Source organism: Streptomyces callyspongiae (assembly GCF_047200695.1).
Taxonomy (GTDB): domain Bacteria; phylum Actinomycetota; class Actinomycetes; order Streptomycetales; family Streptomycetaceae; genus Streptomyces.
The window spans coordinates 58,629-82,052 of record NZ_JBJZOM010000002.1 but is presented as its reverse complement, the minus strand read 5'-3'; the positions used below and the strand labels follow the sequence as shown (position 1 = coordinate 82,052).

At 71.6% G+C, this 23,424-nt stretch carries 20 protein-coding genes; 14 read left to right on the top strand and 6 right to left on the bottom strand.

The window, feature by feature from the left end:
* Positions 1-2: 2 nt before the first annotated feature.
* Genes ACL06G_RS02130 through ACL06G_RS02110 form a run of 5 tightly spaced genes read right to left on the bottom strand, consistent with a single transcriptional unit; the run spans position 3 to position 8,351 of the window.
* Positions 3-1,085: an acyl-CoA dehydrogenase family protein gene (locus ACL06G_RS02130; RefSeq protein ID WP_412784949.1), complete on the bottom strand. Its 1,083-nt coding sequence runs from the start codon at positions 1,083-1,085 to the stop codon at positions 3-5.
* A 1-nt stretch (position 1,086) separates the two neighbouring features.
* Positions 1,087-2,241, bottom strand: a complete 1,155-nt coding sequence (locus ACL06G_RS02125) for an acyl-CoA dehydrogenase family protein (RefSeq protein WP_412784948.1) — start codon at positions 2,239-2,241, stop codon at positions 1,087-1,089.
* A 10-nt stretch (positions 2,242-2,251) separates the two neighbouring features.
* Complete coding sequence (locus tag ACL06G_RS02120) at positions 2,252-6,355, bottom strand: non-ribosomal peptide synthetase (RefSeq protein WP_412835272.1); 4,104 nt, start codon at positions 6,353-6,355, stop codon at positions 2,252-2,254.
* Positions 6,352-7,476, bottom strand: coding sequence for a M20/M25/M40 family metallo-hydrolase (locus ACL06G_RS02115; RefSeq protein ID WP_412835271.1), 1,125 nt, complete (start codon positions 7,474-7,476; stop codon positions 6,352-6,354). Before ACL06G_RS02115 ends, ACL06G_RS02120 begins: the two co-directional genes overlap by 4 nt.
* Positions 7,473-8,351, bottom strand: a complete 879-nt coding sequence (locus tag ACL06G_RS02110; RefSeq protein WP_412835270.1) for a RimK family alpha-L-glutamate ligase — start codon at positions 8,349-8,351, stop codon at positions 7,473-7,475. Before ACL06G_RS02110 ends, ACL06G_RS02115 begins: the two co-directional genes overlap by 4 nt.
* Positions 8,352-8,640: 289 nt before the next feature.
* On the opposite strand from ACL06G_RS02110, the gene ACL06G_RS02105 reads away from it, so the two are divergent.
* The 14 genes from ACL06G_RS02105 to ACL06G_RS02040 all read left to right on the top strand — a co-directional run bounded on the left by ACL06G_RS02105 (position 8,641) and on the right by ACL06G_RS02040 (position 22,260).
* Positions 8,641-9,363: a sulfotransferase-like domain-containing protein gene (locus ACL06G_RS02105; protein ID WP_412784944.1), complete on the top strand. Its 723-nt coding sequence runs from the start codon at positions 8,641-8,643 to the stop codon at positions 9,361-9,363.
* A 292-nt stretch (positions 9,364-9,655) separates the two neighbouring features.
* Complete coding sequence (locus ACL06G_RS02100) at positions 9,656-10,249, top strand: beta-sandwich domain-containing protein (protein ID WP_412784943.1); 594 nt, start codon at positions 9,656-9,658, stop codon at positions 10,247-10,249.
* The gene (locus ACL06G_RS02095) at positions 10,246-11,298 is read left to right on the top strand and encodes a BtrH N-terminal domain-containing protein (protein ID WP_412835269.1); all 1,053 of its coding nucleotides are present in this window, start codon (positions 10,246-10,248) and stop codon (positions 11,296-11,298) included. The genes ACL06G_RS02100 and ACL06G_RS02095 overlap by 4 nt, the downstream gene beginning before the upstream one ends.
* Before the next feature lie 46 nt (positions 11,299-11,344).
* Positions 11,345-12,640, top strand: a complete 1,296-nt coding sequence (locus ACL06G_RS02090) for a DegT/DnrJ/EryC1/StrS family aminotransferase (protein WP_412784941.1) — start codon at positions 11,345-11,347, stop codon at positions 12,638-12,640.
* A complete protein-coding gene (locus ACL06G_RS02085) occupies positions 12,637-13,482 on the top strand; it encodes a transketolase (protein WP_412784940.1) in 846 nt (281 codons plus the stop codon). Before ACL06G_RS02090 ends, ACL06G_RS02085 begins: the two co-directional genes overlap by 4 nt.
* Positions 13,479-14,429: a transketolase family protein gene (locus ACL06G_RS02080; protein ID WP_412784939.1), complete on the top strand. Its 951-nt coding sequence runs from the start codon at positions 13,479-13,481 to the stop codon at positions 14,427-14,429. Before ACL06G_RS02085 ends, ACL06G_RS02080 begins: the two co-directional genes overlap by 4 nt.
* 13 nt (positions 14,430-14,442) lie before the next feature.
* Positions 14,443-14,616, top strand: coding sequence for a lysine biosynthesis protein LysW (locus ACL06G_RS02075; RefSeq protein ID WP_412784938.1), 174 nt, complete (start codon positions 14,443-14,445; stop codon positions 14,614-14,616).
* Positions 14,617-14,653: 37 nt separating this feature from the next.
* Positions 14,654-15,679, top strand: coding sequence for an N-acetyl-gamma-glutamyl-phosphate reductase (argC, locus tag ACL06G_RS02070; RefSeq protein WP_412835268.1), 1,026 nt, complete (start codon positions 14,654-14,656; stop codon positions 15,677-15,679).
* A 22-nt stretch (positions 15,680-15,701) separates the two neighbouring features.
* Positions 15,702-16,556 (top strand): [LysW]-aminoadipate kinase, encoded by an 855-nt coding sequence (locus tag ACL06G_RS02065; RefSeq protein ID WP_412784936.1) that lies wholly within the window; start codon positions 15,702-15,704, stop codon positions 16,554-16,556.
* Between the two features lie 389 nt (positions 16,557-16,945).
* On the top strand, positions 16,946-18,148 hold the full coding sequence (gene rocD, locus ACL06G_RS02060; RefSeq protein ID WP_412784935.1) for an ornithine--oxo-acid transaminase: 1,203 nt from the start codon (positions 16,946-16,948) through the stop codon (positions 18,146-18,148).
* Positions 18,149-18,419: 271 nt separating this feature from the next.
* Positions 18,420-19,706 (top strand): ATP-grasp domain-containing protein, encoded by a 1,287-nt coding sequence (locus ACL06G_RS02055; RefSeq protein WP_412784934.1) that lies wholly within the window; start codon positions 18,420-18,422, stop codon positions 19,704-19,706.
* A 272-nt stretch (positions 19,707-19,978) separates the two neighbouring features.
* Positions 19,979-20,737, top strand: a complete 759-nt coding sequence (locus ACL06G_RS02050; RefSeq protein ID WP_412835267.1) for an SDR family NAD(P)-dependent oxidoreductase — start codon at positions 19,979-19,981, stop codon at positions 20,735-20,737.
* A 51-nt stretch (positions 20,738-20,788) separates the two neighbouring features.
* Positions 20,789-20,941, top strand: a complete 153-nt coding sequence (locus ACL06G_RS02045) for a hypothetical protein (RefSeq protein ID WP_412784932.1) — start codon at positions 20,789-20,791, stop codon at positions 20,939-20,941.
* Positions 20,938-22,260, top strand: coding sequence for an MFS transporter (locus tag ACL06G_RS02040; RefSeq protein ID WP_412784931.1), 1,323 nt, complete (start codon positions 20,938-20,940; stop codon positions 22,258-22,260). Before ACL06G_RS02045 ends, ACL06G_RS02040 begins: the two co-directional genes overlap by 4 nt.
* Before the next feature lie 67 nt (positions 22,261-22,327).
* On the opposite strand, the gene ACL06G_RS02035 is transcribed toward ACL06G_RS02040, so the two are convergent.
* Entirely contained in the window at positions 22,328-23,407 is a 1,080-nt protein-coding gene (locus ACL06G_RS02035) for a peptidogalycan biosysnthesis protein (protein ID WP_412784930.1), read from the bottom strand.
* Positions 23,408-23,424 lie beyond the last annotated feature (17 nt).

The window sequence follows — 23,424 nt, the reverse complement described above, 5'->3', positions numbered from 1 at the left end:
CCTCACAGCGGCCGGGCCCCCGCCAGGACCGAGGGGCCCGCACCCGCCTCCGTGCCGGTCCGCCCTGTCTGTTCCAGGCGCGCCGCACCGACCAGGCGCCACAGCGCGGCAGGTTCGCCGTACCGGTTCGACTCGGCCGCGGCCAACCGGAAGTAGCGGTGCAGGCCCAGTTCGGCCGTCATCGCCCGCACACCGCAGCACTGCATGCACAGCCGCACCACCTCCCGCGCGGTCTCGGCTGCCATCGCCAGCGCCACGAGCGGCGCCGTCCCGACGTTCCCCGGCTCGGCGTCGACCAGCCACGCGCCCCGGTACACCGCTGCCCCGGTCGCGCGCAGCGCCACCAGAGCACGCGCCAACGGGAAGGCCACAGCGGGCAGATCACGCAGCCTGGTGTCGAACTGCCGCCGGCCGCCGGCATAGCGCACCGCGACCCGGTGCGCTCCGTCCGCGATGCCCAACAGGTAGGCGGCCTGCCGGAGCCGTGCCCGTGCGAGCGGGCCGTCGGCCGATGCGTCGAGCTTCGCGACCACGTCCGCCGCGCCGACCGGCGTGGCCTCGAACCGCACGACCGGGGGCCAGCACTCCGCCTCCGTGCTGCGGCCGGGCGCATCGTGCGGCACCGCGACCACGACCGGCTCGCCGCCGGTCCGGGTGGCCACGAGAAGCGTGCCGGGCGCGGGATCGTCGACGGTGGCCGTCCCGGTGAGTTCCCAGCCGCCTGCGCGGGGTGCGGCGGTGACGCCGCTCCCGGCGGGAACGGCTTCCAGGCCCGCGAGTGCCGCTCCGGCCGGGCCTCCGGTGTCGGCCGCCATCGCGTCGGCCCGGTAGGGGTTGCCGCGCGCCGCGCGGCCGAGCTCCTCGCTGACGGCCACTCCGGCCGTCAGGCCGAGACCGAGGCCGCCCGCGGAGGCCGGCCGCTCGAACTCGGCCGTGCCGAACCTGTCGAGCACCGCCCGCACGGGGCCGGCACCCCCGTCGGCCACCGGCGCTCCGTGCACCTCGGGCCGCAGAGGGACGGCGGCGAGGGTCGAACGCAACGCCCGGCGCACCTCGACGAGAAGAGGATCAGGGGTCGGGTCCATATCAGCTCTTCTCCTGTCCGAGGGAGTCGAAGGCAGCGGCGATGATCTGCAGCATCACCTCGGAGGTACCCGCCGACAGCGTGAGTCCCGGCGCCTCCCGGTACGCCGAGTCCAGCGTCACGGCCGGCCCGGTACGAGTCGCCCGCTGCTCGGGACCGGGGATGTCGGCGGCCCACGAGGCGATGTCCCGGGCGAGTTCGCTGCTGTGGTACTTGGCGACGGCGGCAGCGACCGGATCGACCCGGTCGCGGGCCAGCCCGGTGAGCACCTCCCACGCGAGGACGTGGTCCGCCACCAGCGCGCCCTCCCAGCGGCCGATCCGCTCCAGATGGGTGTCGTGCGCCGCGTCCGGGCCGCGGTCGATCAGCGCCCGGAGCGCGGCCTCCAGCCAGTGCTCGGCCTTGAGGAAGTAGTCCAGGCCGGTGCGCTCGATGGCCAGGGCCTCGTTGAGCAGCGGCCACCCCTGGTCCCGTGCGCCGAGGAGCTCGTCCCCGGACACCGGCACCGAGTCGAGGTCGACCCGGTGGAACTGCTCGTCGCCGACACCGGGCTCGGCCGTCACCGTGACACCGGGGGCGCCGAGGTCGACCAGGAACAGGCTGATCCCCTGGTACTTGCCGGCTCCCGGCGTCGTGCGGGCCGCGCACAGTCCGAGGTCGACGAAGCGTGTCTTGAGGCTGAACACCTTCGTACCGGTGATCCGGTAGCCGTCGCCGTCCGGCTCGGCCACGGTCTGCAGCGCGCCGAGATCCGATCCTGCGTCCGGTTCGGTGTAGAGCACGGAGGCGAAGCGCTCACCGCACGCCAGCGCCGGAAGGTGCCGTCGCTTCTGCGCGGCGCTTCCCGCCATGAGGAGGAACTGCCCCACGATCTGAATGGTGTTGACGTGCAGGGTGTCCGGTACGCCGGCACGCACCAGTTCCTCCGCGACGATCGCGGCATCCGTGAGGGGGCGGTCCGCTCCGCCGAACTCGGCCGGCCAGTGCACGGCGAGCAGCCCGAGCTTGCCGAGCAGGTGGTACAGCGGCCGGACGTCCGGCTCCAAGCCGTGAGCAGGGACGGCGTCCGCCACGGCCCCCTGCACCTCCGCGGAGCGCAGCGCTCGCCGGACCTCCGCCCGGAACCGTTGTTGCTCCTCGGTGAATCCGAACCGCATGAGCGCCTCCTCAGGGAACGAGTGTCCGTTCGATCGCGGCGACGACCCGGCTCAACGCCGGTTCCGAGAACAGCGTGTAGTGGTCCCCTCCCACGTCGTCGGCCCGGAACGGACCCGTGCACACCGTCCGCCACTGCTCCCGCATCGCGGCGGAACGAGAGGCCGTGAGCAGGGTGACCGGACCGCCGTACGGACCCGGTGGGCGATATGCCTGCTCCGACAGCGCACAGGACCGGAAGATCTCGTAGTGGGTGTCCAACTCTTCGTCGGTCAGATCCAGGTCGACGCCGAGAGCGATCAGGGTGTCCCGGACGTCGGCCTCGCCGGCGACCGGGTCGTCCAGCACGCCGCGCACCGCGGGTCCGCCCTGCCCTGCCATCCTGGCGACGTCGTGGACGAACCGCTGCCGTACCGTCTGCTCGTCGAGGGAGGCGGCCCCCTCGTCGTAGAAGGCGTCCAGCAGCACCACCGGCGGCCGTGCGCCGGTGTCCCGCTCGATCTGCCGGGCGACCTCGAAGGCGAGGACCCCGCCGTAGGACCAGCCGGCCAGCGAGCACGCCGGAGGCAGACCGTTCGCGGTCAGCGACTGCGCGATCCTGGTGGCGGCCAGCACGATGCCGTCCTGCGGCGGCGCGGCGGCGTCCCGCGGGTCGGCGGCGAAGCCGGCTGCGCCGATCCCCTCGCGCAGCGCCCTGACCAGCGGGATGTAGCAGAACAGTTCGCCGCCCGACGGATGCATCAGGATCACCCGCGCGGGGCCGGGCGATCGCATGGTCACCGCTTCCCGGGCGTCGTCCTCCCGTGCGGCGCTTCGCACGGTCTCCCCGCCGGGCGGACTGTCCAGCGTGTCGAGCGGATCGTCGTCACCGGGCCGCGAGGTGCGGGCGGTGTCCACGACACCGGCCAGATGGGCGATGGTCGGAGAGGTGAAGAAGTCGGTGAGTGCCACCTCCACCCCGAACCTGCGGTTGATCGCCGACATCAACTGGGCCGCCTGGAGGCTGTTGCCGCCCGCCTGGAAGAAGTCGTCGTGCACGCCGAGCCGGACGTTGCGCAGCAACGGGGTGAGCACGTCGTCCAGCAGCACCCTTTCCGTCGCGGTGCGCGGTTCGTCGGCCGGTTCGCCGCCCGCCGAGCCCGGGTCCGGGGCGGGCAGTCTGCGCCAGTCGACCTTGCCGCTGCTGGTGAGAGGCAGTTCGTCGAGGACGACGAAGTACGACGGGATCATGTACGAGGGCAGCAGCGCAGCCAGATGTTCGCGCACCGCGGGTACCTGCTGCTCGTGGATGCCGGTCAGGTAGCCGACAAGGTGGCGGTCGCCGGCATCATCGGTCCACGGCTGCGCGCGGACCGTGCCGACTCCTTCCATACTGGCCAACGCCGACTCGACCTCGCCCAGTTCGATGCGCAGTCCGCGGATCTTGACTTGCTGGTCGAGCCGGCCGAGGAAGACCAGCCGCCCGTCGGGCAGCCGTTTCACCAGGTCCCCTGTCCGGTACAACCGGCCGCCCGGTGCGGTGCCGAACGGGTCGGTGACGAACTTCTCCGCGGTCAGCTCGGCCCGGTCGAGGTAGCCGCGGGCCAGTCCGGCACCGCCGATCACCAACTCGCCCGGTACGCCGACCGGCACCTGGCGGAGGTCGCGGTCCAGCACGTGCGCGACGTGGTTGGTCATGGGAAGGCCGATCGGGGGTGAGGCGTCCCAGGTGCCCGGGCACTCCTCGATGATCATCGTCACCGTGCACTCGGTCGGCCCGTATCCGTTGAACAGCCGCCTGCCCGGGTTCCAGCGGTTCACCAACTCGCCGCTGAACGCCTCGCCGCCGACGAAAGCGATCCGCAGGTCGGTGAACTTCTCCGGCACCAGCAGCGGCATCACGGTCGGCGGAAGGTCGATGACGGTGATCCCGGCCCGTTCCATCAGCGACTGGAGCCGGTCGATGGAGAGCCGTTCGTCCTCCGTCGCCAGACACAGGCGTGCGCCGGTCAGCAGCGCGGCGAACGTTTCGAACACCGACACGTCGAAGGTCGCCGAGGCGAACCCGAGCACCCGGTCGGCCGGTGTCAGGTCGAACAGGTCCCGCGTGGTGTCGATGAAGTTGACCACGCCCCGGTGTTCGAGCAGGACGCCCTTGGGCTTTCCGGTACTGCCGGAGGTGTAGATGACGTACGCGACGTCGCCGGGGCCGGCCGCGAGCGGGGGGTTCTGCGCGGGCATCGCCGCCAGCTCCGCGAGGACCGCGTCCAGCGTCACCACCGGTGCGGTGACCTCGCTCACGGCCTTTCCGACCTCGGCGTGCGCGAGCACCGTGTGCAGGTCCGCGTCGGCGGTGATCTCCGCGACACGTCCGGCGGGGTGTGCCGGGTCGAGCGGAACGTAGGCCGCCCCGGTCTTGAGGACCGCCAGGACCGCCGTCGTCAGGTCCACGTTCCTGCGCAGGCAGAGACCGACCCTGGCGCCCGGCCCGACACCGCGTTTCCGCAGCAGCGCGGCGAGCCGGTTCGCACGTGCGTTGAGGTCGCGGTAGGTGGTTTCCACGTCGGAGACCACGACCGCCGTGCTGTCCGGAGCCTCCGCGGCGCGCGCCTCGAACTGTTCCACAACGGTGGTCTCCCGGACGGGCCGCACCGGCCCGCGCCCGATCCGGTCGAGGAAGTTCTTGTCCTCCGGGCTCAGCACCTCCGCGGCCGACAACGGTGCGTCGGGGGCGGAGGTCAGGGTGCGCAGCAGACCGTCGTAGTGCCGGGCGAACCGGGTGATGCTTCCGCGGTCGAACAGGTCGCTGTTGAACTCGATGCGCAGCATCGTCCCGTCGCGGGGTGCCGTCGGCTCCACCACGTTCCAGGTCATGTCGAGCGCAGAGGTGTCCGACCGCAGCACCTCCTGAGATGCCACGAGCCCGGGCATGTCGGGCGCGGCGCCCCCGTTCCGGAGGGCGAACGCGATCTGGAAGAGAGGTGGGCGTGAGGGGTCGCGGGGCGGATCGACCGCCTCGACGAGCTTGTCGAACGGCAGGTCGGCATGTGTGTGCGCATCCGCCACCATGCGCTTCACCCGCTGCACCGACTCGCGGAAGGTCGGGTCGCCGGAGAGGTCGCCGCGCAGCACGGCCATGGTGGCGAAGGAGCCGATCACTGACGCCACGGCATCGTGCCGGCGGTTCGCGTCCGGCGAGCCGATCACCAGGTCCTCGAGGCCGCAGTATCGGTTCAGGAAGGTGAAGAAGACGGCGAGGAGGACGTCGAACGGCGTGGCGTTCTCCTCCCGGGCCAGTTGTCGCGCCTGCTCCGTGCCACGGCGTCCGAGGGGGAATGCGACCGTCCCACCGGCGAAGGTCGGCGTGTCGCCGCGCGGCCGGTCGGTCGGGAACTCCAGCACTTCGGCACCTGCCAGTGCGTCCCGCCAGTGCGCGGACGGCCGGTCCAGCCCGCTGCCGTCGAGCCGCTCGCGCTGCCACACCGCGTAGTCCGGGTACTGCACGGGAAGCGCGGGAAGTTGCGGCGTGCCTCCGTCGCACACCGAGCGGTACGCCTCCGTCAATTCACCGGTCAGCACACCGAGCGACCACCGGTCGAGGAGGATGCGGTGCGCGTCGAACAGGAAGAGGTGGTCGCGAGGCGCCACTCTGATCAGCATCGCCCGCCACAGCGGGGCCCTGCTGAGGACGAACGGTTCCGCGATCCGTTCGTCGACGAGCGCGCGAGCGGCGGCGAGCCGATCCTCCGGGTCCTCGCCCGCGACCTCGACCACGGGGAGCGCGACCGGGACGTCGGGTACGACGACCTGCCGCGGGGCGCCCTGACGCTCCACGATCGTGGTCCGCAGCGCCTCGTGCCGCGCCACGACCGCGGCCAGCGCCGAATGCAACGCGTCGACGTCCAGGGCGCCCTGCAGCCGCAGGCACAGCGGCATGTGGGGGGTGGGACCGTCCGGCACCGGGCGGTCGGGGAGGAGCAGGGACCGCTGCTGGTGCGAGAGCGGTGCCGGACCGGTGTCCCCGCGGGGCGTCGGGCCCTGCCGGGCCGCCTCCTCCGTCTGCTTCCGCAACCGTGCGAGGAACTGTGCGCGGCGCTCGGCGGGCAGCGCGGCGAGGCGGTGGGTCATGTCGCTCATCGCCGGCTCCCTCCGGGAAGCGCCGCAACGGTCTCCCGGCCGTTCGGGGCGCCGGGCAGGTCCGCCAACTCGCCGATGGCGAGGGAGAGCACGTCGATGCCGCGGAGGTAGTCGGACAGCACGATGTGTTCGTCGTCGGCGTGGTCCAGCCTGCTGTCGCCCGGGCCGTACGTGGCCATCGGGACGTTCCAGACCTCGGCGAGGGTGTTCATGTCCGAGGTGGCCGTCTTCACCACCAGCCGGGGCTGGGCGTGCAGCTGCCTGATCCCGGAACTCAGCGCGCGGACCACCGGGCCGGACCGGCCCTCCCGACAGGCCGCCACCGAGTTCAGCACGTCGAGGGTGCCGAAGGGCAGGCGGTCGCGAAGGTCGTCCACCAGCGCCTCGACGTCGAAGCCCGGCGGAGTCCGGACGCTGAAGTCCGCCGTCGCGGTCGTCTGGTCGGCATTGAGCTGACAGAGCGTCGCGCCCGGCTGGGCGAACACGGCGTGGCTCGCGTCCGGGCCGAGCAGGTCGACGAGTGCGGCCCAGGCGGAGACGGCAAGTTCGGACGCCTTGGGGGCCGGGTTGCTCGGATGCGTGGCGGGGCAGGCGACGGTGTAGCGCAGGTCGAGCTTGCCCTTGTAGCCCAGCACCACGCTGGACCAGCCGCTCGGTTCCCCCACGATCAGAGCGTCCGGCGGATCGTGGGTGGCCCGGATCGCCATGGCACCGCGGGAGCCGGGGGTCTCCTCCTCGACGACGCCGATGACCACGATCCGGCCCGGGAAGTGCGCCGCGCCGGCCGCGGCGCAGATCATCGCCGCGAGCGGTCCCTTCGCGTCCACCGCGCCCCGGCCGTAGAGCTTGCCGCCCTCCGAGCGCACCGGGATCCGGCCCGGGACGGTGTCGAGGTGCCCCAGCAGCATCAGCGTCGGGCCCTCACCGCGTTCGATCACGCCGACGACGTTCCCCACCCCGTCGATGTGCGCCCGGAACCCCAGGTCCGCCATCGTCCCGGCCAGGAAGTCGGCCAGCGCACGCTCCTGGTAGGAGGGAGAAGGGATCTCGAGCATTCCGCGCAGCAGTCCGGCGGCGCACGTCTCGGTGACATCGCCGGACGACGTGAAGGCCCAGTTCATCCTTGTCCTCGTTCCAGTAGGTGTTCGACGATGCGGTCCGCGACATCGACCCGGTCGCCGAGCGCGGACTGGAAACCGGAGAATTCGACCCGGTGATTGACCTCCAGCACCATGAGCCGGCCGTCCTGGTCCTCGATCAGGTCGACACCGGCGATGTCGGCGCCGACGGCAGCGGCGGCACCGATCGACAGCTTGGTGATCTCCGGTGTCGTTTCGCAGGGCCGGGTTCGGGCGCCGAGCGTCACGTTGGTGCGCCACAGGTCCCCCGTCCGGTAGACGGCGCCCAGTACGTCGCCACCGACCACGATCGCCCGGATGTCCCTGCCGGGCTTGTCGATGAGCTCCTGGACGTAGCCGAGGTGGGACTGCGGGCCGGGCAGCGCGCCGACGTACTCCAGCACGCTCTCCGCCGCGGCACGGTCGGGCAGCCGCACCACCAGCCGTCCCCACGAGCCGACCAGCGGTTTGATCAGCGCCGGGTAGCCGAGGGAGTCCAGCGCGGCCAGCGCGGCCTTCGGGGTGAGGCCGAGCGCCGTGCGCGGTGTCGGCAGCCCGGCCGCCTGCAGCGCGGCGGTGGTGCGCCACTTGTCACCGGCCACCTCCGTCGCGTCCGCGCTGTTGACGACCAGCGCCCCGGCGGAGGCGAGGCAGCGGGCCGCGTAGGCCGCGCGCACCTGGCCCACCTCCCGGTTCAGCACGGCTCGCCAGGGGAGGTCGTGCTGTCCGGCCGGGAACCACTGCTCGCGGGTGTCGACGTGGTCGAAGGGAACACCACGCCGGTCGAGTGCGTCGAACAGCCGTTTCTCGTCGGCGCCGACCCTGCTGGCGAGTACGGCGATGCCGGCTTCACCCCGGTGCTCTGGTGTCGATGACACGTGACCTCCGTAGTAGGACCGCTGGTTGACCGGACGGCACAACCCGGTCTGCCGCGTCGGGAAGCGACGCTAGGGCCCCGTCGGCGCTCTCCGCGTCCGTGACAGGTGCATTCCGGGGGACGTATTCCGTTGACTGCCCGCCCCCGCGGCTGCGGATTTCGCTTACCCGGCCGGTGTCGGGCGCGTGCCACTCTTGAGCGGATTCCGCACACCCGCGGCAGCAGTGCACCGCACGCGTTCGTCCGGTCGTCGCGGGCCGCGCCAGAGGGAAGAGGGAACCGTGGAGCACATGTCACAGCGGATACCGGTGCTCGCACTGTGGAGCGCGCCGCGCTGCCGCTCCACCGCGTTCGCCCGCATGATGGCCGAGCGCGGCGACCGCACCGTGGTGCACGAACCCTTCTCCCAGGTGGTCGACTTCGGCGAGGCGAAGGTCGGTGACGGGGTGGCGCACAGTGAGCGGGACGTGCTCGCGGGGCTGCGCGCCCTCGCGGCGGAGCGGCCGGTGTTCTTCAAGGACACCACGGACTTCCACTTCCCGGCCCTGCTCGCGGACCGGGAGTTCCTGGCGGCCGCGACCCACACCTTCATCATCCGCCACCCGGCCGAGGCCATCGCGTCGCACCACGCGCTCAACCCGAACCTGGGGCGCGACGAGATCGGCTTCGCCCGGCTGCACGAGATCTTCGAGGCGGTCCGGGACGTCACCGGAACGCCCCCGGTCGTCGTCGACTCGGACGATCTGCTCGACCGTCCGGTCGACACCGTGCGGGCCTACTGCGAGGCGGTGGGCATTCCGTTCCTGCCGGAGGCGCTGAACTGGAGTCCCGGGATGCGGCCCGAGTGGCGGGCGACAAGCAGGTGGCACGAGTCCACCAGCGCGACCGCCGGCTTCGGGCGCCGAACCCCTGGTCGCAGCTCGACAGTTGACGCCGATCCGCGGCTGCGGGCCCATCGGGACCACCACCTGCCGTACTACGAGAAGCTGCGCGCCGCCGCCCTCCGCCCCTGAGCGGCTGCCGATACCAGAGAAGCCGGACCCGGGAGCGGTGCGCCGACCGCTCGCCGGCCGGTACGCGATGCAGCGCCGCTTTTCCCTGCCGGCTCGACTCCCACCGGCCGACCACGCGTCACACCCACCTCGCACCGCACCCGCCGCCCTCGCCGAGTAGGCAGCAGGCTTACCCGGCGCGTACATCGGAACACCGATTCGGGTCCCGACAGTAATCACGGTGCGGACGAACCGAAACGAACCTGCGGCCTAGGTTCGCCCTACCAACCGGCCTTCCAGCGAGGGGGATCACGTGACGGACACATCGGTGGCCTCCGCCCTGACCCGACTGTGTGATCCGGTCGACATCACCGACCACCGCAACAACACGGCCATCTCCGCGGCGACGGACACCAAGGCGGGAGCGTTCAACGTCTGGGGGAACTCGTTCGCCGCGGAATACCTCCCCGACGGCGAGAGCCTCGTCCACGTGGGCGGAGTCCCGTTCCGCTTCCCCCCGGTCTGCGACGGCCCCGACAACGTCCGATGTGCCGGGCAGTACCTCGGTGTCCCCGAGGGCCGCTACGACTGGATGCATGTGCTGGCGGCGGCGGAACGGCGCTGCGAGGACACCGTCGAGCTGAACTTCCTGGACGGAACGGTCGACGCGGAACCGCTGCGGGTCTCCGACTTCTGGGCGGCCCCCGCATGGTTCGGCGAACTCACGGCGTTCGAGAGCCTGGCGATGCACTACCCGCACCACGTGCAGCGGGGCGTCTCCGCCTTCATGTGGGCGCAGCGGGTGCCCGTCACCCGCCGCGCCGACCTGGCCGGCGTCCGGTTGCCGCGCAACATCGCGGTGCACGTCTTCGCGGTCACTCTTCAGCGGGCGGAGGTTCCGGCATGAGCGGCACGGTGACAGCACGGACCTACATGACCACCGGTCCGGAACCCGAACTCTGGTACCGCGACCTGATCAGCTGCCTCCAGGCGACGTTCGGCTCACTGGTGGCCCGGGCCGGAGCCGACCCCCTGAGCGTGCTGGGAGCGGGGTGGCGGTTCCTGCACCTTCCCGGCGAGGTCACGTCCGAGGAGTTCTCCTACCCGTGTCCGGCCGACGGGCCGGACGGCCCCGACCTCGGTGCCGCACTCGCACCGCACCACGCACTGCACTCGCGCTGGTGGCAGCCCGCCGACGAGGACGACCTCTGGCGGGAGATCCGCGAGACGCTGGCCGAGGACCGGCCGGTCGTCGCGGCGGTGGACAACTTCCACCTGCCGTTCCGCCCCGCCTACGGCGACGTGCACGCCGCTCACCTCGTGGTGGTCTACGGCCTGGACGAGGTCCGCGGGGTGGTCCACGTGTCGGACGCGATGCCGCCGGCGTTCCGCGGGCCCGTCCCGATCGAGGCGTTCCAGCGCAGCTGGGGGTCAGCCAACCCGACGGACGTCCAGGACGCGTTCTTCAGCGACGCGCGGATCGGACGGCGCTGCCTCGACGTCCGGCTCGACAGCCCGCCGCCGCCCCTCACGCCCGAACTGCTCGGAGGCTTCCTCCGCTGCGACGTCGAGAAGTTCACCACCGCCACCGCCGCCCGGACCGGTCTCGCCGGATTCGACGCCTTCGCCGCCGAGCTCGTCGACCGCTGCCGGGCCGGGGACGCCAGCGCGTTGAGCGAGCTGTACGCCTTCGGCTGGGGCATGCAGGCACAGGCATCCCTGCACGGCGAACTGCTGCGCTGCTGCGGACGGGACTGGTGCGATCCGGAACTCGCCGGCGCGGGACGGGCCGTCGAGACCGTCGCACACACCTGGACCGGGCTGCGGATCACCGGCGCGCACGGCCTGGACGATCCCCGTGCGGCCTCGGCGGACATCGCCCGCCACGCCCACCTGCTGCGCGGCACGTACGCGAGAGCGGTCGACGCCGTCGGCGCGGCAGCGGCGCGGCTGTGACCGCGCGCGGCGGCTCGACCACCGTGACCATCCCGAGAGGACAGTGATGAGTAAGCTGGCAGCGTTCGGCGGCTCCGCGGCCGTACCGAGGGAATTGCGCCGGGTGGACTGGCCGCTGGTCGAGGACGAGGACCGCAAGGCCGTCCTCGACGCACTCGACGGCGCCAAACTGGTGTCCAACTCGGAGGGCACGAACCCGGTTTCCACCCTCGAGGAGCACTGGGCAGAGCGGTTCGGCTTCGACCACTGCGTCGCCGTCTCCACCGGGACCGCCGCGCTGTCGCTGGCGCTCGCCGCACTCGGAGTCGGACCGGGCGACGAGGTTGTCGTGCCCGCGCTCAGCTTCATTGCCACGGGCCTCGCCCCGCTGCACCAGATGGCCGTTCCCGTGTTCGCCGACATCGACCCGGTCACCTTCAACCTCGACCCGGACGACGTGGAACGCCGGATCACCTCCCGGACGGCGGCGATCGTCCCGGTGCATCTGCACGGCGCACCCGCCGACATGGACCGGCTCACCGACATCGCGCGCCGGCACGGTCTGGCCATCGTCGAGGACGCGGCGCAGGCACCCGGAGCGACGCACCGCGGACGGCCCGTCGGCGGTATCGGCGACGCGGGCGCCTTCAGCCTCCAGGCCACCAAGAACATCCCCACCTGCGGGGAGGGCGGACTACTCGTGACCGGCAATGCCGAACTGGCCGAGTCGGTACGCAGGGGCAGGCAGTTCGGCGAGGTGATCGAGAGCGGCCGGGACCGCGACTACGTGTCCCACGGCCTCGGCTGGAACCACAAGATGAACGCCCTCCAGGCCGCGTTCACCGATGCGCAGCTCACCCGGTTCGACGCCTACGAGAGCGCGCGGCAGCGCAACATCACCGAGTTCCTCGAACGGCTCGCGGCGCTGCCCGGCCTGGAGGTGCCCAGTGCTCTCCCCGACACCACCCACGCCTGGCACATCCTGAGGTTCCGCTTCGACCCGGCCGCCTTCGGCCTGGACACCGGGCGGCCTGAGGCCCTGCGGGCGGCGCTGCGGCGGCTGCTGCGCGCAGAGGGCGTGCCGATGTCGCAGTACCAGCTCATGCCGCTGCCCGACCAGAAGGTGTTCGTCGACCGCATCGGCTTCGGGGCGGGCTACCCCTGGTCCGTGACCGGCGTACCCGGGCCCGTGCAGGGCGAGGACTTTCCGGTGGCCCGTGCGGTCATCGCGGACTCGCTGACCCTCCAGAAGCGCCACCTCCACCCGGACTCGTGCGATCTGCTGCGCCACTACGCCGACGCCTTCGAAAAGGTCTGGGCCAACGCCGAGATGGTGACCACCCTCGCGGGAGCCGCGTCATGACCGCCACCGGAACCCCCACGCGCCAGGACACGCTGGAAGCGGCGGCCGCCCGCATCCGCTCCCATGTCGTCGACATGTGCGCGGGCCCGGAGGGCGGCCATCTCGGAGGCGCGTTCTCCTGCACCGAGGTACTGGCCGCGCTGTACTTCTCGGTGATGAACGTGGACCCGCAGCGGCCCGACGACCCCGATCGCGACCGCTTCCTGCTCAGCAAGGGCCACGCCGCCGTCGCCCTGTACGCGACCTTGGCCGAGCGGGGCTACCTGCCGGTCGAGGAACTCGCCGAGTACGGGCGTCCCGGAAGCAGACTGATGGGCCATCCGGTCCGCGCGGTGCCGGGCGTGGAGCTGCCCACCGGGTCGCTCGGCCACGGCCTGGCACTGGCCTGCGGCTTCGCGCTGGCCGCCCGGTACGCCGGCCGTGACGCGCGCAGCTTCGTGCTGCTCGGCGACGGTGAACTCCAGGAGGGCTCGGTCTGGGAGGCGGCCATCGCGGCCTCGTCGCTCCGACTGGACCGGCTGGTCGCGGTGGTGGACCGCAACGAACTGCAGCTGACCGGCTCCACCGAGCGCATCGCGCCGATGGGAAACCTGGCAGAACGTTGGCGCAGCTTCGGCTGGTCGGTCCGCGAGGCGGACGGCCACGACGCAGACGGGCTGGCGGAGCACCTCGCCGGTGCGCCGTGGGAACCGGGCAGGCCGAGCGTGCTCATCGCGCGCACCGTCAAGGGCCAGGGACTCCCGTTCCTCGCCGGCCGGGCGGCGAGCCACTACGTCACCTTGTCCGAACGGAACCACGCCCGAGCCATGGGTGCCCTACGGAGGACGGACCCGACCGCATGAGCCGCGCCACACGAGAGGCCTACCGGGACTGCCTGCTTCCTCTGCTGGAACGGCACCCCGAACTGATCTGCCTGGACACCGACACCGGCCTGTTCAACGCGGAATACGCGAGGACGGCGGGGGACCAGTACCTCAACCTCGGCATCGCCGAGCACAACCTGATGGGCATCGCGGCCGGTATGGCCGCCTGCGGGCGGGTCCCGTTCGTCAACACGATGGCCGCCTTCGCCGCGTCCCGCGCTCTGGAAGCCATCAAGATCGACATCGCCTACAACGCGCTGCCCGTCCGCATCATGGCCACCCACGGTGGTCTCGCCGCAGGCCACCTCGGTCCGACGCACCAGGCCCTGGAGGACCTGGCCGTGCTGCGGTCGCTGCCCGGCATGACGGTCGTCGTCCCCGCCGACGCCGCTGCCACGGAGGCGTGCGTCGAGCAGAGCCCGGACCTTCCCGGGCCGCTCTACGTCCGGCTCGGCCGGAAGCCTTCGCCCCCGCTGCCCGCCTCCCCTCCTCCTGTCATCGGCCGGGCGCAGACGCTGCGGCAGGGAGAGGACGTCGTGCTCGCCTGCTGCGGGCCGTACCCGGTGCTCGCCTGTCTCGCCGCGGCGGACGTCCTCGCTCAGCACGGTGTCGAGGCCACCGTGCTGAACCTGCACACGCTGCGGCCGCTCGACACCGAGACGCTCGTGGCCGCGGCGCGTCCCGCCCGGTTCGTGGTGACCGTCGAGGAGCACTGGCGGACCGGCGGCCTCGGCGGCGCGGTGGCGGAAGCGCTGGCGGAGGCCCATCCCGCACGGGTGCTGAGGCTGGGCATGCCAGACCGGTTCGTCGACGCGGTCGGCAACCAGGAACACCTCGTCGCCCACTACGACCTCACCGCGGAGCGGGTGGTGAGCACGGTGCGCACCGCTCTCGACTCGACTGTTCTGTCCGGCACGACCGTCTGAAGGGAGACATGGGATGACTACGGCGCAGGCCTGTCCGGAGTGCGAGGACGAGGTGGCCATCGGTGCATCGGTGCGGCTCAACGAGATCCTCGAGTGCGCGGGTTGCCGGAGCGAGTTGGAGGTCGTGGCGTTGAGCCCGGCTGTGCTCGCGCTGGCGCCGGAGGTCGAGGAGGACTGGGGAGAGTGACCGTGCGCCGAATCCTCACACCGGACGGGGCCGGCTCGTGATCCGCGTCGCGGTGGTGGGTGCCGCCGGCTACATCGGCGGGGAACTGCTGCGCCTGCTCCTCGGCCACCCCGAGGTCGAGGTGGTGGGCGCGGTGTCCTCCCGCTTCCCGGGCAAGCGGGTCGACGGGGTCCACCCGAACCTGCGCTCCATCACCGACCTGCGGTTCTGCTCGGCCGACGAGGTGGGGGAGTGCGACACGGTCTTCCTTGCCACACCGCATCGCGCGGCGATGACACAGATCGGTCGCTGGACCGCGCGGGCCGAGCAGGTCATCGACCTCACCGGCGACTTCCGGCTGGACGACCCCGAGGCGTTCCGGCGCTACTACGGCAGCGAACACGCCGCGCCGCACCTGCTCGGGGAGTTCGTTCCCGGAATCCCCGAGCTGTACCGGAAGAGCCTGCGCGGCGCCGACCTGGTCAGCGTGCCCGGCTGCATGGCGGTGGCGGGCGTGCTCGCGCTTCACCCACTCGTGGAGCGCGGACTGGTCGAAGAAACGGCCCACTTCGACGCGCGCACCGGGTCCAGCGGCTCGGGCGCCACCGCGGGCGAGGCGAATCTGCACGCCGAACGCAGCGGCGCCATGCGGGTTTTCGCACCGACCGGGCACCGGCACGAGGCCGAGATCTCGCGGCACCTCGGCATCTCGGCCGCCATGACCGCCACCGGGGTCGAGGCGGTACGTGGTGTGCAGACCATCTGCCACGTCGCGCTGCGTCCCGGCGCGGACAAGTCGGCGGTGCGGAGGGCCTTCCGCGAGCAGTACCAGGACGAGCCGTTCGTACGGCTGGTGGCACAGCGCCGCGGCACCTTCCGCTACCCGGAACCGAAGATCCTGCTCGGATCGAACTTCTGCGACGTCGGATACGCCCTCGACGAGGACACCGGACGCCTGATCACCATCGCGGCGCTGGACAACCTCATGAAGGGTGGCTCGGGCAACGCGGTCCAGTGCATGAACATCCGCAGGGGCTGGCCGGAAACGCTCGGCCTGTCGTTCCCCGGCCTGCATCCCGCCTGAGCCCCGTCGAACTGGAGAGACTGTGACCACGAGACCGCTGACAGTCGTCAAGTGCGGCGGCAACCCGGCCGTCGACGCCGCCGGTGTCTGCGCCGACGTCGCCGGACTCGTCCGGGACGGGCAGTCCGTCGTCCTGGTGCACGGAGGCTCCGGCGAGATCGCGCGCCTGGCCGGCAGGCTCGGAGTGCCGCAACGCACCCTCGTCTCCCCGGACAGGGTCACCACCAGATACACCGATCCGGCGACGCTGGAGGTGGTCACCCTCGCACTGGCCGGTGGGGTCAAGCCGGGGATCGTCGCGGAGCTGTCCCGGCTGGACGTGCCCGCGGTCGGTCTCACCGGCCTGGACGGCGGTATGCTGCGGGCCCGCCGCAAGTCCGCGGTACGGGCGGTCGTCGACGGTCGGAAGACCCTGGTCCGCGACAACCTCAGCGGCCGACTCCACGAGGTGCGGACCGAACTGCCCGAAGCCCTGCTGCGCTCCGGCTTCGTGCCCGTGGTCTCGCCCCCCGCGATCGACGAGAGCGACCGGCCGGTGAATGTCGACGCCGACCGTGCCGCCGCAGCACTCGCGGCGGCACTCGGCGCCGACCGGCTGGTCCTGCTCACCGGCGCACCGGGAGTGCTCGCCGATCCCGACGACGGCACCAGCGTGCTGAGCACCTACGAGGTGCCGGCGGCCGGGGCGCCCGGCACCTTCGCCGGCGGCGGGATGGCGCTCAAACTCGTCGCGGCGCGAGAAGCACTCGCCGGCGGGGTGGCGTCGGTACGCGTGGCGGACGGGCGTCGGCCCCACCCGGTCGATCGCGCGCTGGGCGGTGCCGGAACCACCGTGACCCTGGCGGACCGTGCCTCGGGCGACCGGCAGGCCGTATGAGAACAGGAACCGGGACCGCGTGGACCGAGCCGCTCCGCGGGGTGCCCGTGGCGCGGCACACCGGACCGCTCCCGGCGATCGCATTCCCGAGAGAATTCCGGACCGGACATCCTCTCCGCGTTCCCGTGCCCGACCGGAAGGGGGTTTCCGAATTCCCGGGTGTTCCGCTCGCCGCACATCCGGGAATCCGCGCCTGACCCGGAACGGCCAGGAGAGCGACGCGACACCCGTGGGTGCTGCTCACGCCGCACGAATCCCGACGTGACCGTCCCGCGGTTTCCGATGCACCCGCTGCGCATCCGATCCGCGCAGGGAAGTCCCGCAGGACGCGCTGCCTGCAAGAACGCCCACCCGACGACATCGCCGCCGACAGGGGAGAATCCTTCGACATGACTGCGGACGCCACTTCCACCCCGGACCACATCGCCCTGGCCGAGCGCTGGAGCGCGCACAACTACGACCCGTTGCCCGTGGTCCTCTCCCACGCCGAAGGCGCCTGGATGACCGACGTGGACGGCAGGCGCCACCTCGACTTCCTCGCCGGGTACTCCGCGCTCAATTTCGGCCACCGCCACCCCGATCTCGTCGCGGCGGCCCAGGAGCAGCTCGGTCGGCTGACGTTGACCGGCCGGACCTTCCACCACGACCAGTTCGGACTGTTCTGCCGCGAACTGGCCGAGCTGACGGGCACCGAGACGGTACTGCCCGCCAACTCCGGCGCGGAAGCGGTCGAGGCAGCGGTGAAGATCGCCAGGAAGTGGGCCTACCGGGTCAAGGGCGTGCCGGACGGCGCCGCCGAGATCGTCGTCGCGGGGGAGAACTTCCACGGCCGGACCACGACCATCGTCTCGTTCTCCACCGACTCCGAGGCCCGTGACCAGTTCGGCCCCTTCACCCCGGGCTTCACAGTGGTGCCCTACGGCGACATCGAGGCGCTCCGCTCCTCGATCGGCGGGAACACGGCCGCGGTTCTGCTGGAGCCCATCCAGGGCGAGGCCGGCGTGGTGGTCCCGCCCAAGGGCTACCTCGCCGAGGTCCGCCAGTTGTGCGACGAGAGCAACACGCTGTTCATCGCCGACGAGGTGCAGTCCGGACTGGCGCGCACCGGAGCGACGCTCGCGCTCGACCACGAGGCCGTTCGCGCGGACCTGTACACCCTCGGCAAGGCGCTGGGGGGCGGGATCGTGCCGGTCTCCGCGGTGGTGGGCCGGGCCGACGTCCTGGGCGTACTCAAGCCCGGCGAGCACGGCTCGACCTTCGGCGGGAACCCGCTCGCCTGCGCGGTCGGCCGTGCGGTGGTGCGGCTGCTGGCCACCGGGGAGTTCCAGGAGCGGTCCCGTGAACTCGGCGCGTACGTCCACTCCCGACTCGGCGAGGTGGACGGTCTTGCCGAAGTGCGCGGCCGCGGCCTGTGGGCCAACGCGCGGATCGCCGAGGGGCGTCCGCAGGGACGCCGGGTTTCCGAGGCGCTCGCCGAGCGCGGACTGCTGTGCAAGGTGAGCGGCGCGGCTCTCCGGGTGGCGCCGCCGCTGGTGATCACCCGCGACGAGATCGACTTCGGACTCGACGCCATAGCCGAGGTGCTGCGGTGACGACGGACGTGCAGGCCGGATTCCGGTGCGCGGGAACGAGAGTCTGAATTCCTCCCTTCCCGGTCGGATACTCCGTGCTAGTGTCTCCGGCCGGGGGTTCCGCGCCGCAGTCCGCATTCCTCGAACACATCGCCTGCATGTGAATGGACCCGAGGCAGCTGCGTATTCGTTCGACACGCCACGGAGAAGGCTTCGAACGATCCGGCCTCGGTCGTGATGCCGTTTTCGACCCCGGCGGACCGCCGGGGGAAACGTGAAAGAGGGATCCACGTTGACCGACGTCGTACCCACCGGGCGGAATTCCTCGGCGGCCGGCACCGGCCGGCCGCGCATTCTGGTCATCGGCGGCAAGCTCAAGCAGGTCCGCAAGGCGCGGGAACTCGGCCTGGACGTCGTGCACGCCCAGTTCCCCGACGAGTACGACCGCGGCCACTGGCCGCACGTCGATCAGGCCCTGCTGCTGGACTACGGCGACATCGACCGCATTCTGCCGATGGTCCGGGCCCTGCACGAGGCGTATCCCCTCCGGGCGGCCGTGTCGCTGTTCGAACTCGGACTGCTGCCGGCGGCGCGCATCAACGAGGAACTCGGCCTCGGCGGCGAGTCCGTCGCCACCGTGGAACTGCTGCTCGACAAGCTGCGCATGCGCGAGCACCTGGCCGCGAGCGGCCTCAGCCCGGTGGCCTCCGCATCCGGCCGGACGGCGCAGGACATCCGTGACTTCGTCGAGGCACACGGACTTCCCGTCGTCGTCAAACCGATCCGGGAGTCCGGCAGCCTCGGGGTGTTCTGCATCCGTGACCGGGCCGAGGTGGACGCCGTGGCCGAGCAGTTCCGCTCGCTCGACGCGCAGCAGTGGTCCGTGAAGGACCTGTCCGACGCGGACTCCTTCCAGGGCGAGTTCCTCATGGAAGAGTTCCTGGACGGACCGGAGATCAGCGTGGAGACGCTGTCCTTCGACGGCAGGCACGTGGTGGTCGCGGTGACCGACAAGGAGTGCGGACCCGGTTTCGTCGAGCTCGGCCACGTGCAACCCAGTCGCTGCTCGGCCGGGACGCTGCGCGAAGTCGAGGGCCTGGTGACCGACTTCCTCGACGCGGTGGGACTGCGCAACGGCCCGGCCCACACCGAGGTCAAGCTGACCTCGCGCGGCCCCCGGATCGTCGAGTCGCACAACCGTATCGGAGGGGACCACATCGACGAACTGGCCGAGATCGCCTACGGCGTCGACATGGAGCGCCACGCACTGGGTGCCGGACTCGGTGTGGTGGAACCGCTCACCGCAACGCCGGAACCCCGCGGCGGAGCGGCCATCCGGTTCCTCACCCCGGAGCCCGGACGTGTCGTGGAGGTCACCGGTCTCGACGCGGTGCGTCAGGACCCGGCGTTCGTCGACCTCCAGTTGGATGTGGGGCCGGGCGACGAGGTGCCGCCGCTGACCTGGAACGAGGACAAGGTCGGGCACGTCGTCGCACGCGGCGCCGACGCCGCGGAGGCGGTCGCCCACAGCAAGCGACTGGCGGAGGCGATCCACGTGCGCACCAAACCCGTCGCGTGACCGCCGACCGCCGGGCCGGTCCGGCGCCGGGTAAGCGAAACGCGCAGCCGCACCGGACAGCGGTCAACGCCATGCGTCGGCGGCGATGAACCTCCCGGGGACGCCCCGGGCGCCGCGGTGCCCGTACGGTCCCTTGCGACGCGGCGGGCGGTGGCGCCGTCCGGCCGCCCCGGCGGAGGCCCACCGGTCCGTCGCATGCTCGCGGAGGACTGCGACGCCACGCCGTGTCGCACGCGTTTCCCCGACGGCCCGGAACGGACAGGAGAGCATTCGTGAGTGACTTCGCAGGACTCGTCGCGATCGTTACCGGCGGAGGATCGGGAATAGGCCTGGCCACGGCGCGGCTGCTGCGCAGCAGAGGAGCCGAGGTCGCCGCGCTCGATCTCGAGCCGGACGGCCTCCCCGACGGCATCGTGGGGATCGAGGCCGACGTCACCAACGACGCCCAGGTGCAGTCCGCCGTGGAGGCGGTGGTCGAACGGTTCGGCAGGATCGACGTCGTGGTGAACAACGCCGGGATCGGCGCGGTCGGAGACGTCGCCGCGAACGGCGACGACGAGTGGTTGCGCCTGCTGGACGTCAACGTGGTCGGGATGGTCCGGGTCGCCCGGCACGCACTGCCGCACCTGCGGCGCTCTCCCGCCGCGGCGATCGTCAACACCTGCTCGATCGTGGCGTGGGCGGGCGTGGAGCAGCGGGTGCTGTACTCGGCCAGCAAGGGCGCGGTGTACTCGCTGACGCTCGCCATGGCGGCGGACCACGTCCGCGAGGGCATCCGCGTCAACTGCGTCGCCCCCGGTTCGGCGGACACACCCTGGATCGGCAGGTCCCTCGAGCAGGCGCCGGACCCGGTCGCCGCACGGGCCGCTCTCGACGCGTTCCAACCCACGGGCCGCCTGGTGACGGCCGATGAGGTGGCAGGGGCGATCGCCTATCTGGCCAGCCCGTTGTCGAGTGCCACGGTGGGCACGATGCTCGCCGTGGACAACGGGATGCACGGCCTGCGGCTGCGTCCGCCGGCCCCGCAGTAGCGCACGTACCGAACGCAGCAGCAGACCACTGCCGTCAAGGAGGACCACGTGGTGCCCGTCCGCAGATCACTCACGACCCTGTTCGCCCCGGTGCCGACGGGCACCCTCGCGGGGCGGGCCGGACGGGCGGAGACCGCCGCGGAGGACCGTCGTCGTCCCGTCGGCGACCCCCACGACACCCACCGCCCGGGGGCAGCCTCATGAGCCGCTCGTCCGCAGCCGCTCCCGAGCAGAGCCGGAGCCTGTGGCGGCACCGCGGCTTCGTCCTGCTGTGGTCGGGAGAGACGATCTCCCAGACCGGCGCCCAGATCTCCCTGGTGGCCGTGCCGTTGACCGCGATCGGGGCGCTCGATGCGGGGCCGACCGAAGTCGCCCTGCTGACCGCGCTGCAGTACGCCCCGGTCCTTCTGATCACGCTGTTCGCCGGGGCATGGCTGGACCGGCACCGACGCAAGCCGGTGCTCGTCGCCACGAACCTGATCCGCTTCCTGCTGGTCATCCTGATTCCGGCGAGCTACCTGACCGACACGTTGTCGTTCGGTCTGCTGTATCTGGTGACCTTCGCGATCGGCCTGCTGACGGCGGTGTCGGACGTGGCGTACCTGGTCTACCTGTCGTCCCTCGTCGCGCGCGAGCAGCTGATCGAGGCGAACGCGAAACTCGAAGGGGCCTACTCGATCGCGCAGATCGGTGGGCCGGGTCTCGGCGGTCTGCTCGTCCAGTGGGTGACCGCTCCCGTCGCACTGGTCGCCAACGCCGGCACCTACCTCGCCGCAGGCCTCACCTTCCTCGGCATCCGCGGACCGGAGAAGGTCGATCCCTCGGAGCACGAGCGCCGGCCGATCCGGCTGGAGATCGCCGAGGGGCTGCGTGCCATCTTCGGCGACCGGGTGCAGCGGCTGCTGGTGATCCAGGTCGCGGTCTACAACCTGTTCGAGCAGATCGTGCTGACGCTGTATCTGCTGTTCGGTGTGCGCGAACTCGGACTCGAGGCGGGCGAACTCGGCATCATCCTCACCACGGCCAGCGTCGGAGGTCTGGGCGGTGCGCTGATCGCGGGCCGTGCAGCGGTCGCGATCGGCACCGGCCGGTGCATCGTGGGCTCCATGGTGATCAGCGCCGCCGGGCTGATGGCGGTCCCGTTCGCCCCGGCGTCGCAGGTGCTCGCGATCGTCGTGCTGGTCGGCGGCTTCGTGGTGTACGGGTTCGGGCTCGGCGTCTTCAACGTGCACTCGCTGACGGTGCGCATCGCCCTGGCCCCGCCCGGGCTGATCGGCAGGATCGCCGCGACGTTCCGCCTCGTCATCTACGGCACGATCCCGGTCGGTGCGCTGCTCGCCGGTGTGCTCGGCAACCTGTTCGGCACGCGCACGGCGATCCTGCTGGGTGCGGCACCGCTGTTCGTGCTGTCCATCCTGTTCTGGTTCAGCGCGGTGCGCGGCGCCGACGTGTCGACGACGGCCGAGGTGGAGAAGGACACGGAGAACGAGGAGACGACCGGGGCCAAGTCCGACACGCGCTGAGCCAGCCACGGGCGGTCCGACCGGTCACGGCGGGAGTCCGTCCGCCCGCGCGGACGGACTCCCCGCCTCACGGCCGGGAGGGACTCCGCCACTCCGTGCGGTCCGCGACGCCCCTGGCGAGCGTGCTGTCCGCCAGTATGTCGGCGAGGAACGCCGCGTTGTGGTCGTGCACCGCCTGCTCCGCGCCGTCCAGGGGACTGTCCGCCGCGAGGTCGAGCATCCAGAGCGGATGGATGACGGCGCCACGCATCACCTTGGCCTTCATGGCCTTGATCCCGGCGTGGATCCACCGGATGTTCCGGCCGGCCGCCCGGCGAAGCTGCTCGTAGTACAGCAGGTTGAAGTATTCGTAGGCGTTGTGCAGGCGTGCGTAGTCGAAGCCGGCCCAGCGGAGGAAGACGGTGTCGCCCCACACGTAGTACAGGCAGAATCCAACGGGCGTCTCCTCCAGCGTGCACAGGGCGACCATCGCGGCGTCGCCGAGGCATTCCTCGTGATTGCGGAACGTTGCCAGATCCTCTTCCGGTTCCGCCTCGAAGCCGTATTTGGATTCCGTGCGCACCGCCAGCGGTGCGATGGCCTCACTGCATTCCCGCAGCGGCAGGTGCTGGATCCGGTATCCCGCCGAAGCGAACGCCGCCATCTCCTTGCGGACGGACGTCCGCCGCTTCGAGGACAGCCCGCCGAGCCAGGCGTCGAATCCCCCCTCGGGCACCGGAATCCAGGAGTCGCCCTCCAGCAGCACGGCGGGCGAGGTGACGCCCGCCGCACGGAACAGCCGGACATCCCGGCTGCTCAGGTACATCGCGACGCACGCCGTGTCCGCCGCCCGTGCCCGCACCCCTGCGACCAGTTCGGCGACCGCCTCCGGCGACGGCTGCCCGGAGCCTCGCAGCACATGCGTCTGGTAGCCCTCGCGCGGGCCGACGAGCAGACCGTCCTCCGGGAGGGTCGGCAGGGACCGGTCGGCCAGCTGCGCATTCCAGTCGTAGGGCGATCCCTTCAGGTCGTCGCCGCTGAACGTCGGGACTGCGACCCGCGCCGCCGTACCGCTGCCGCCGGCGACCACCGCGTCGGCTTTCCCTCCGTGGTCGGCGACGCAGAAATCGAGCCAGTTCGCGCTGGAGTAGAAGTTGCGGCCCGTCATCTCGTCCCATGCGGAGC